We start from the raw sequence: 7785 nt of genomic DNA, 5'->3' as shown, positions 1-7785 counted from the left end.
ACTCGACAGTTAAACGGTTGATTCGTTAAGCGGAAACAGACCCGATTTGCTGGGGCTTCACGCACACAACGCGCTCAGCGATCAGCGTCTCGCCATTGGCAAGGGTGACGGTGTTGGTCAGGACTCCATGACACGTCGGCGCGAGGTTCACAGCCGACTTGGCAACGGTCAGAGAGGCGCCAGAGAGCGTCCCTGCTCCCGTGTACGTCCATGTACTGGTGCTTACGGTGGTGCCGCGCTTCTCAGCCTCGGCGGTCCAGTTGTTGGCGACCAGGAGCTTTTCGCCGGAGGTCGCGTTAATGTCCTTAAGCCGGCTGGTCATTGCGCTTCCTTGCGCTCTTGGCTATCCATCGCAACCGGCAGATCAGCCGGAACGGCCGGCTTCGATCCCTTTCCGAACACACGTTCCCAGTTGGCCGCGAACGTCTGCTGGTCAACGTTATACGGGCGCGGTGCGCTGCCCTTGCCGCCGTCGCTCATTGCCTTTCCGCCCTCAAGAGTGCTTGGAGCCCACGGATTTGGGCGTCGGCGTCTGCTGCGGCTCGAACAATGTCTGCCGCACCTTTGCTTCGGTCGTCGGCGGCTGCATCAGGCTTGCCGGCACTGGCGGAAGCTGCGGGCACTTCACATCGCCACTCGGGACGGAGGCGCACCCGCTCAGCGCGAAGGTCAGCAGCAAGGCGCTTGGCATCAGCTTCGGCACGGACTTTGTCCTGTTCATTCTGTTGGGCGATGGCCTGGAACTTGTCGGCCTGAGCCTGTTCCGCCTTCCTCGCCGCTTCGGATGCCTTCAGATTGGCGTCCAGTTGGGCCGCTCGCTGCTCGGCTTGATGCTGTAGATCACGGGAAACAGCGAGAGCCCCGCGAAAGTGCATGGCGAGCATCACCGCCGCGACCGCCAGCACGGCCAAACCTACCGACAGCCACTTGGTGAGCCGGGGGAACATTAGGACTCGGCCGGCACCGTGATGTTGTTGTCGCGCAGAATCCCTTCCAACTGGCGCACTCGGTCGCGCAGCTTGGAGGTCGTGACTTTTTCGGCCTGTAGCTCGTCCCAGATGGTCGAATACTTCTTTTCCAGCGCCTCGATGCGCCCTGCCAGCCAGTCGATCTGCTTCTGTGACGCCGCATTGATCGTGGCGTCTACCTTGAACTCGGACACCGCCGCCTGATCGGCTGCCTCGCCTACCTGACGCTTACCGCGCCCGGCGAAGTACGCGAACACGCCGCCGACAAGGAGGCCCACGTTCGTACCGATCTGTGTCCAGTCCATTAGGCCACCGCCTCAAACAGTGTTTTGTCGGCAGTGCGCCGCTTGGTCAGGCCAGCAACCCGCTGCCCGTTGTCGTGGTCCCAGCGCAAGAACTCAGCCGCAGCGCCGTCATAGTCGCCAGCGTTGAGCTTCTTCAGCAGGGTCGAGTGCATCAGGGCGTTAGCCCCGCAGTTGAAAGCGAAGTCCACCAGCGCATCGAATTGACACTGGCTGACCGGCACCTTGACCATGCCGTTCACCGCATGGACCGTGGCCGCAACATCAGCCTTCAGGAACGTATCGGCCTGCGCCTGCGTGATCGTGTCGCCCTCACGGACGCCAGCCGTATGGCCGTAGCCAATCGTCCATCTGCCGCCGCTGTCTCGGTACGCCTTAAGCCTGCACTTCTCAAAATCGCGGATCAGGTCTAGTCCGCGCTCCGAGATGTTCACTTGTCTTTCCGTGGCACGGCAGCCAAGCCGCCGGAGGGTTTGTCCACCTGACGCCAGGGACGCCCCAGCTCCGTCAGAATCTCGATCTCGCCACCCTTGTCGGCAATGCGGATGGCGATAGCGCCCACTTCCGAAGCGAACGTCTCAACGCCACCGGGAAAGATCACTACGCCGCTTTGAGAGCTGCCCGCACCGGAGAACTCGTGCCAGTCGGAGTCACGCTCGCCGTCAACAAGCGCCTCAATCTCGGCAATCTCGTCGGCGTCGTCACTCATCAGGCTCACCAAAGAACGGAGTTAACCAGCGGGCGTGAAATCGAGGTAGTACGCTTTGCCAAGCTCAAAATCGACGGAAGGGTTGTCCACACTGATTTGCAGCGATCCAGCCGGCGTGTACTTGTGATACCGCTGGTTCTCAGGCACCTCATCAGCGCAAACGGCGTTGAATTCGTAGGTCTTGAGGGTTGGATTCCAGCGGTGTTGCTTTACGGAATCACAGACAAACTTCGCGCGGACGGTCATTCTTCCGGTTCTCCAAAGAACGGGCTAAGCGCAGCCGCCAGCATCACCAGCAGCCAGATTAGGCGGGCTAGGAGCATGGGCTTTGCCTTGTGGAATAGGTCCCGGTTGGCCGCCGGGGTCGGTGCCGTGGCTGGCAGAGCGACACCTTATCGCCGGCTACTCGCCGTGAGCCCGGTTCAGCAGCCACGCCTACTAGGGGGGTTCTTTACGCCGCTTCGAGCTTGCGCGGCCTTGCAAAAACCCGCGCGCTGCCAGGGTGGTCCAGTACAGCGGCGGGCGGGGCGGCGGCGCTGCCGCTATTCGCCCCTTCACTTGTCATGTTGCCCAAACTTGGGGGGTAAATCGTTCCGCGCCGATAGCGGGCCTTGATCCACTCAGGCTGCACGAATCCGGCCCAGCGGTAGAACAAGCCCTCGGCCAGCTTCCGGGTCGCCAAGTAGTCCTCACGGCGGGCCTTGAAGTGTTCCGCCCGATTCTTGGCGCTACGCCGGATACCGCAGAAGCGGTCGAAGCCGTCGATGATCGCCCCCAGCGTCCAGACGCGATCCTTGTCGCGTATGCCCCTTCCGATGGCGTCCAGCACCCGGAAGCACATCAGGCACAGCTCGCGGCGGTGGATACGGGAGCCGCCCCAGTACGCCTCTAGCAACTCAGGCGGGCATCCGGACCTGCGTGCGAAGGAAAGGGCCGCCATGTCCTCGGTCGTGTCTACGCTTTCCTCTACGCCGGCCAGGAGCCGCCAGAAGTTGGTTTGGCCCTCAATGCGGGCGATGCGTTCGCACGGGTGCGGCTTGGTCGGGTCGAATACGGTCATGACCAGTCGCCCACGGCCTGGGGGATAGTGGCGGTGGTCATGCCTTGCGGACCCTTAGCGCGCCGATGACCATAGATGCCGCGAACCAGACCGCAGACTGCGCGCCGTGAGGCTCGGCAATCATCCATACGAAACCCAGAACGAGGCATGCCAACTGGGTGATGATCGAAAGCATCATGCCGCCTCCACGTAGTTAGCCCGCCCCGGCTCGCAGTCGGTGGACCGGAACCACGTGCCGCACCCAAGGCACTGCATGCGCGCGTACCGCCGCGTGGACGTGACCGCGTAGCCACGACGCTGATGCTTCTCGCCGCCGCACTTCGGGCAGACGTGTGCCTCACCGTAGTTGTTGCGGTTGGGGTGATTGGCGACCCACGGCAGCAGGCGGTCGTAAACCTTTTCCAGCAGCAACACGTCCTGCTTGTTGTATGCCTCCATGACGCGCCAGGACTCGGCGTCCTTGTTCATGCAGCCCAGCCACAGCTCATGGCCCTTGTGGGCGAGCTTCTTGCCTAGGCCAAGCTGTTGCGCCACAAAATCCAGCTTGTTGGAAGCGAGGCGGAAGCGGCGGCGAGCGGTTTGCAGCAGGTCGATTTGCTTGTACGGCGCGGGCGGGTTCAGGCCGTGCAGCAGAATCTCTTTGTTCAACGTGGGCAGGTCGAACTTGACGCCGTTGTAGCTAACTACTGCGTCAGCCTCGGACAACAGCTTGTGGACGCGACCGATCATCCGCCTGGGACTCGACGCCTTGATGCTGTCGAACATGACTTCCCGCTCGCCGTGCCATTTCGCCGCCCAACACAACGTGTAGCCGGTTTCGATGATCTGGTTGATGGCGACGTTCTGCTGCCACAGGCCCCACACGGTTGCGAGGTGCGGAGCGGTTTCGATATCCAGAAGCAGGATGCGCATTAGAGGCGATCCTCCGCGCCACTCAGGCGCTCGTCGTGGTCACGGATAGCCTCGGCCTGCATCGGGTGGCCGTCGCAGTTGGGTGGCTTGCCCCATGCCGGGTCCCACTTTGGGATGCGCTCGGGCGGCACGCCTTCAATCGGGTAGCCGGGGACGGTCGGCGGATTGCCCGCTGCAACCTTGGCGATGCGCTCGGGCGCGCAACTCGTAGGTTGATTCTGGCCTTTGCAACTCGTGGGTTGATTGCGCTCTTCAATCGCCTGCCGCAGATACATGCACAGGTCCAGAGCTTCCTCGTAGGCGTCCCACAGGGCATCGCGCCCGTTGTGCGTGGTAAGCGGCTCGCCGTATTCGCCTGCGCCCTTGGCGACGCGCTTGTGCAGGTCAGCATTGACCAGTGGCAGGACGCGGACGCGCTCGACGCTGGTTGAGCGATACGCGCCTGTCGGCTGCTGCTTTGTGTAGGGCGGGAAGCTCGCGTGCATTAGCCGATCCTCTTGGGGTCGGCTAGCAGTTAAGCGGCTTCCGTGTCCATGACGTAGGGGGAAAACTGGGACAGCACGCGATGAACATGCGACTTGCTGCACCCAACGGATCGCGCAATCTTTCGGATGCTCACCCCTGCCTTATGCATATCGTGGATGTGGGCCGCGTCCACCCCAATCGATTGCGGCAACATGGGGATGTAGAGGTACTCCCCGCCTGCCAGTGATGCCAGAGCCGCCAGGTATTCCGTGCGCTCCGCATCCGTGGGCGGGCGGCCTATCGTCTTTGCGAGAGCCATCACCAGCAATGCTCGACTCATGTCCTTCCCCTCAAGGAACCAGGTCATAACGCCAGCCCCAATACCCGATCAGGATGGCGTCGGCGCGATCACAGTCTTTCTTGCGGCTCAGCGGCGCCTCGGGGAATAGCTCGATGGCCTTTCCCCGTGCGGCGTCTTTCTCGGTGCCAATCAGGTTGTAAAACCGCTTCCACTTCACCGGGGCGACGGTCGTGTACGGGATGCGCAGCGCACCGAAGATGCCCTTGATGGCCCCGTAGGTTTCCCCGAAGCGGAACGCGGCAGCCTTGCCATCCGTGGGCCTCGCGCCTACCTGCTCCACGACCCCGCGCACGGATACGCCAGGGAAGCGGGCAAGCTCGGTGCGGACGATTTCGGCCAGCGCAGCGGCGTTGACGCTTTGCCGTCCCGACTTCCCCGTGCCCATCGTCGGCGTGTCGTGGACCGCGTGGAAGCGGTCGTCAACGAGGATGGAAACAGCCCCATGCAAGCCGGGGTCAACGCCTATCGTGACTCGCAGGGGCGTGTGCATTAGGCAGCCACCCCGAACACGCGCGTCTTGACGCCACCGCGCGGACTGGTACTCGGCAGCAGGCGCACAACCTTCACCCGATCGGCCTCCAGCAGCTTCTTGAGCGCCGTCGTGGTCGCGCTACGGGATGACCGAAGCTCGGCAGCGAGGCTCAGCGCCGAATGTGGCCCTGTCTTTTCCAGCGCGGCGTAGGCGATTTCCTCTAGCGGGGTGAACGTCCTGTCCTTGCCAGTACCGCGACGGTCGATGACCTCATGCCCGCGGTCGGCGGACTCGCCGTAGACCTCCAGGTACTCCCGCCGCCCCATGCGTAAGTCCTCGCGCAGCAGATTGAGCGACGGCGGCTTGCCTCCACGGTAGACGCCGCACAAGCCCTCATCGGGGCTGTACTTCGCCAGCGCATCGCCATAGCGCGTACCCAGCCGGCCAGCGACAAAGCCTTCCTTGCCTACGGAATGGACAACCCATTGCCCGTCTACCGCCGCCAGCTTGTCGTAAAGCTCCCATGCGGCTTGGGTCGGGTTGTCGGTGGTGATGTGGATGCGCATTACTTGACTAGCCTCAGTTTGCCGGCCTCGATCAGCCGGTCGATGGTCCGCAGGCGAGCCAGCCGCATTTGCGCGCGACGCTCGTCCTGGCTCAGGTTCTTGCCGTTGTCGATTTCGTGATGGCAGCTCGGGCACAGCGGGGCTGTCTGCCACGGCTTGGACTTCTGCCCCATGCCGCGCCCTTCGTTCTGATGGGCCACCTGGACCCCGAAAGCACCGCACAGGGCGCATGTCTCTAGCGCGGCGATGGTGGAGAACCACTGGCGCTCGGTGGCGTTCATGCGATCAGCCTCCCTTGCCGCTGGGCGTCCTCGATTCGGCGGCGGGCGATGTCAAGATAGGCTTGGCTTAACTCGCATAGAATGGAACTACGGCCAAGCTTCTCTGCGACGACGCCAGATGTTCCAGACCCACCAAACGGGTCAAGAACCATGCCTCCGTCCGGGCAACTAGATAAAATGCATCGACGCGCTATCTCTTGAGGGAATGCGGCGCTATGTCCGCGCACGCCGCGCTCATGCGGGATGTGCCAAACGCTTTCCTCTTCGAGTGCAGATCGGTCGAACCAATATCTGCGCGACTTACTAGCAAGGAAAAGGTACTCATGCTGACGGTGGGGGCGGTCTTTTACCGATGGCTCCGCGAAAGCTGTATCTCTGCACCAGATCACATCTGCACGGATCGTCCAGCCGTCTGCCTGTAACGCCTTTGCCACCATCCACGGCAGACCAAGCAAGGACTTCTTCGGGAAGCCAAGCCCCGCCACATCTAAGGGCCGGACCTTTTCGCGCATCCAGTTCCGCGACGGGCTTTTGGGATCAGAACCGCAAGGCTGTCCATTCCCGCTGTAATAGCTATCCCCCAGGTTCAGCCAGAGAACGCCATCGTCAGTGAGAAGGCGGCGCACCTCGCGCATTACGCCGACAAGTGCTGCAACAAATGCGTCAGGGGTGTCCTCCTGACCCATCTGCTCGTCTACACCGTAATCTCGCTGCCAGTAATAGGGTGGGCTGGTCACGCAGCAGTTCACGGAACCGGATGGCAGCGTCGGCAGGATTTCGCGGCAGTCGCCTAAATACAGGGTTGCGTTGCCGATGGTTTCGATTCGGCTCATGCCGCCCTCCGCGCCTTTTGAGGCCCCGTGTTTTCCGGGAATTCCAGGCGCACGCCGCGACGTGCGAAGTCCTTCTTCACTTCATCGGCGTACTTGCTCAACTGCGCCTTGGTCATCAGCGACGTGACCGGAAGCAGGCGCATTACCTGAAGCTTTTGCTCGTAGCTCAGGCCCTTGATGGCGTTGTCATAGGCGAGGCGGAATTCCTCGTTCTCTGCCCGCAGGATCGGCACGCCGTGGTGCAGCTTGCAGTAGCACTTCCAGCCAAGCTCGTCGTCCTCGCGCAGCTCTTGGGCGATCTGCTCGTACCAAACGTGAGTGAAGGCGTTCTGCGGCAGGCTTCGATCCCTGCCCGTGCGCACATTCAGCCGAAGGAACTTGTGCGTATTCCAAAGTTCGCGGATATCGCCAAGCGCGCGACTCAGGGATTCGGCGGAGTTGATGACGAGAGCGGTCACTTCTCGATCCTCACCGTGACCAGCTTCGGGCCGATCGAGAGGACGCGGGCGATGCGGTGACCTTCGCCCTTGAAGTAAGCCCTCCAATCGCGCGCATGAGCGCGGCGGATGCATCCGAACACCCAGCCCTCGCCATCCACCACGGCCCACGAATGGATCGGACCGACAACGAACGGGTTAGTCCTATACCGCTTCACATCGCCCGTCTTGAGTGCCTTGCTCATCGCTTGTTCCCTCGCTTGATTAGCCAGTGCATGCGCAGCCGTCCGCGCACCTCTTCCTGGCAGTTGCGTGTCGTGCATTGATCGTTCCCGCAGTCGGTCGGAAGCTTCTCGACCTCGGGCTTCCACTGGTCAGTGGGAAGGCGCGCAATGCGCTCGATGTGGTTGAAGCAGCAA

The 7785-nt window shown here is 62.3% G+C and carries 18 protein-coding genes; all 18 read right to left on the bottom strand.

The window, feature by feature from the left end:
* Nucleotides 1-25: 25 nt before the first annotated feature.
* Complete coding sequence (locus ACFWZU_RS15675; RefSeq protein WP_301143790.1) at nt 26-322, bottom strand: hypothetical protein; 297 nt, start codon at nt 320-322, stop codon at nt 26-28.
* Nucleotides 319-480, bottom strand: a complete 162-nt coding sequence (locus ACFWZU_RS15670; RefSeq protein WP_301143791.1) for a hypothetical protein — start codon at nt 478-480, stop codon at nt 319-321. Before ACFWZU_RS15670 ends, ACFWZU_RS15675 begins: the two co-directional genes overlap by 4 nt.
* Nucleotides 477-947, bottom strand: coding sequence for a hypothetical protein (locus tag ACFWZU_RS15665; protein WP_439702454.1), 471 nt, complete (start codon nt 945-947; stop codon nt 477-479). The genes ACFWZU_RS15670 and ACFWZU_RS15665 overlap by 4 nt, the downstream gene beginning before the upstream one ends.
* Nucleotides 947-1273, bottom strand: a complete 327-nt coding sequence (locus tag ACFWZU_RS15660) for a hypothetical protein (RefSeq protein WP_301143781.1) — start codon at nt 1271-1273, stop codon at nt 947-949. The genes ACFWZU_RS15665 and ACFWZU_RS15660 overlap by 1 nt, the downstream gene beginning before the upstream one ends.
* A complete protein-coding gene (locus ACFWZU_RS15655) occupies nt 1273-1704 on the bottom strand; it encodes a lysozyme (RefSeq protein ID WP_301143780.1) in 432 nt (143 codons plus the stop codon). The genes ACFWZU_RS15660 and ACFWZU_RS15655 overlap by 1 nt, the downstream gene beginning before the upstream one ends.
* Nucleotides 1701-1979: a hypothetical protein gene (locus ACFWZU_RS15650; RefSeq protein WP_439702453.1), complete on the bottom strand. Its 279-nt coding sequence runs from the start codon at nt 1977-1979 to the stop codon at nt 1701-1703. The genes ACFWZU_RS15655 and ACFWZU_RS15650 overlap by 4 nt, the downstream gene beginning before the upstream one ends.
* Before the next feature lie 21 nt (nt 1980-2000).
* Entirely contained in the window at nt 2001-2225 is a 225-nt protein-coding gene (locus ACFWZU_RS15645) for a hypothetical protein (RefSeq protein WP_439702452.1), read from the bottom strand.
* 205 nt (nt 2226-2430) lie between these two features.
* Nucleotides 2431-3039 (bottom strand): hypothetical protein, encoded by a 609-nt coding sequence (locus ACFWZU_RS15640; protein ID WP_439702451.1) that lies wholly within the window; start codon nt 3037-3039, stop codon nt 2431-2433.
* 37 nt (nt 3040-3076) lie between these two features.
* The gene (locus tag ACFWZU_RS15635; RefSeq protein ID WP_439702450.1) at nt 3077-3217 is read right to left on the bottom strand and encodes a hypothetical protein; all 141 of its coding nucleotides are present in this window, start codon (nt 3215-3217) and stop codon (nt 3077-3079) included.
* On the bottom strand, nt 3214-3951 hold the full coding sequence (locus tag ACFWZU_RS15630; protein WP_439702449.1) for a ribonuclease H-like domain-containing protein: 738 nt from the start codon (nt 3949-3951) through the stop codon (nt 3214-3216). The genes ACFWZU_RS15635 and ACFWZU_RS15630 overlap by 4 nt, the downstream gene beginning before the upstream one ends.
* Complete coding sequence (locus tag ACFWZU_RS15625; RefSeq protein WP_439702448.1) at nt 3951-4436, bottom strand: hypothetical protein; 486 nt, start codon at nt 4434-4436, stop codon at nt 3951-3953. Before ACFWZU_RS15625 ends, ACFWZU_RS15630 begins: the two co-directional genes overlap by 1 nt.
* Before the next feature lie 29 nt (nt 4437-4465).
* On the bottom strand, nt 4466-4630 hold the full coding sequence (locus tag ACFWZU_RS15620; protein WP_439702471.1) for a helix-turn-helix domain-containing protein: 165 nt from the start codon (nt 4628-4630) through the stop codon (nt 4466-4468).
* Nucleotides 4631-4766: 136 nt separating this feature from the next.
* The gene (locus ACFWZU_RS15615; protein WP_439702447.1) at nt 4767-5267 is read right to left on the bottom strand and encodes a hypothetical protein; all 501 of its coding nucleotides are present in this window, start codon (nt 5265-5267) and stop codon (nt 4767-4769) included.
* Nucleotides 5267-5815: a hypothetical protein gene (locus ACFWZU_RS15610; RefSeq protein ID WP_439702446.1), complete on the bottom strand. Its 549-nt coding sequence runs from the start codon at nt 5813-5815 to the stop codon at nt 5267-5269. The genes ACFWZU_RS15615 and ACFWZU_RS15610 overlap by 1 nt, the downstream gene beginning before the upstream one ends.
* Entirely contained in the window at nt 5815-6096 is a 282-nt protein-coding gene (locus tag ACFWZU_RS15605) for a hypothetical protein (RefSeq protein WP_439702445.1), read from the bottom strand. The genes ACFWZU_RS15610 and ACFWZU_RS15605 overlap by 1 nt, the downstream gene beginning before the upstream one ends.
* The gene (locus ACFWZU_RS15600) at nt 6093-6929 is read right to left on the bottom strand and encodes a DNA-methyltransferase (RefSeq protein WP_439702444.1); all 837 of its coding nucleotides are present in this window, start codon (nt 6927-6929) and stop codon (nt 6093-6095) included. The genes ACFWZU_RS15605 and ACFWZU_RS15600 overlap by 4 nt, the downstream gene beginning before the upstream one ends.
* Nucleotides 6926-7387, bottom strand: a complete 462-nt coding sequence (locus ACFWZU_RS15595) for a hypothetical protein (RefSeq protein WP_439702443.1) — start codon at nt 7385-7387, stop codon at nt 6926-6928. The genes ACFWZU_RS15600 and ACFWZU_RS15595 overlap by 4 nt, the downstream gene beginning before the upstream one ends.
* Nucleotides 7384-7611, bottom strand: coding sequence for a hypothetical protein (locus ACFWZU_RS15590; RefSeq protein ID WP_439702442.1), 228 nt, complete (start codon nt 7609-7611; stop codon nt 7384-7386). Before ACFWZU_RS15590 ends, ACFWZU_RS15595 begins: the two co-directional genes overlap by 4 nt.
* Nucleotides 7612-7785 lie beyond the last annotated feature (174 nt).

The organism is Frateuria sp. GZRR33 (assembly GCF_051900425.1).
Lineage (GTDB): Bacteria > Pseudomonadota > Gammaproteobacteria > Xanthomonadales > Rhodanobacteraceae > Frateuria_A.
The sequence above is the reverse complement of the archived record's forward strand: the minus strand, read 5'-3'. Positions and strand labels throughout refer to the sequence as shown.

Bases quoted from the DNA above. Each gene is read 5' to 3' on its own strand.
- ACFWZU_RS15635 (WP_439702450.1), bottom strand. From the start codon at position 3,217: ATGATGCTTTCGATCATCACCCAGTTGGCATGCCTCGTTCTGGGTTTC.
- ACFWZU_RS15625 (WP_439702448.1), bottom strand. From the start codon at position 4,436: ATGCACGCGAGCTTCCCGCCCTACACAAAGCAGCAGCCGACAGGCGCG.
- ACFWZU_RS15670 (WP_301143791.1), bottom strand. From the start codon at position 480: ATGAGCGACGGCGGCAAGGGCAGCGCACCGCGCCCGTATAACGTTGAC.
- ACFWZU_RS15620 (WP_439702471.1), bottom strand. From the start codon at position 4,630: ATGTTGCCGCAATCGATTGGGGTGGACGCGGCCCACATCCACGATATG.
- ACFWZU_RS15605 (WP_439702445.1), bottom strand. From the start codon at position 6,096: ATGAACGCCACCGAGCGCCAGTGGTTCTCCACCATCGCCGCGCTAGAG.
- ACFWZU_RS15650 (WP_439702453.1), bottom strand. From the start codon at position 1,979: ATGAGTGACGACGCCGACGAGATTGCCGAGATTGAGGCGCTTGTTGAC.
- ACFWZU_RS15590 (WP_439702442.1), bottom strand. From the start codon at position 7,611: ATGAGCAAGGCACTCAAGACGGGCGATGTGAAGCGGTATAGGACTAAC.
- ACFWZU_RS15610 (WP_439702446.1), bottom strand. From the start codon at position 5,815: ATGCGCATCCACATCACCACCGACAACCCGACCCAAGCCGCATGGGAG.
- ACFWZU_RS15665 (WP_439702454.1), bottom strand. From the start codon at position 947: ATGTTCCCCCGGCTCACCAAGTGGCTGTCGGTAGGTTTGGCCGTGCTG.
- ACFWZU_RS15640 (WP_439702451.1), bottom strand. From the start codon at position 3,039: ATGACCGTATTCGACCCGACCAAGCCGCACCCGTGCGAACGCATCGCC.
- ACFWZU_RS15630 (WP_439702449.1), bottom strand. From the start codon at position 3,951: ATGCGCATCCTGCTTCTGGATATCGAAACCGCTCCGCACCTCGCAACC.
- ACFWZU_RS15600 (WP_439702444.1), bottom strand. From the start codon at position 6,929: ATGAGCCGAATCGAAACCATCGGCAACGCAACCCTGTATTTAGGCGAC.
- ACFWZU_RS15645 (WP_439702452.1), bottom strand. From the start codon at position 2,225: ATGACCGTCCGCGCGAAGTTTGTCTGTGATTCCGTAAAGCAACACCGC.
- ACFWZU_RS15660 (WP_301143781.1), bottom strand. From the start codon at position 1,273: ATGGACTGGACACAGATCGGTACGAACGTGGGCCTCCTTGTCGGCGGC.
- ACFWZU_RS15675 (WP_301143790.1), bottom strand. From the start codon at position 322: ATGACCAGCCGGCTTAAGGACATTAACGCGACCTCCGGCGAAAAGCTC.
- ACFWZU_RS15615 (WP_439702447.1), bottom strand. From the start codon at position 5,267: ATGCACACGCCCCTGCGAGTCACGATAGGCGTTGACCCCGGCTTGCAT.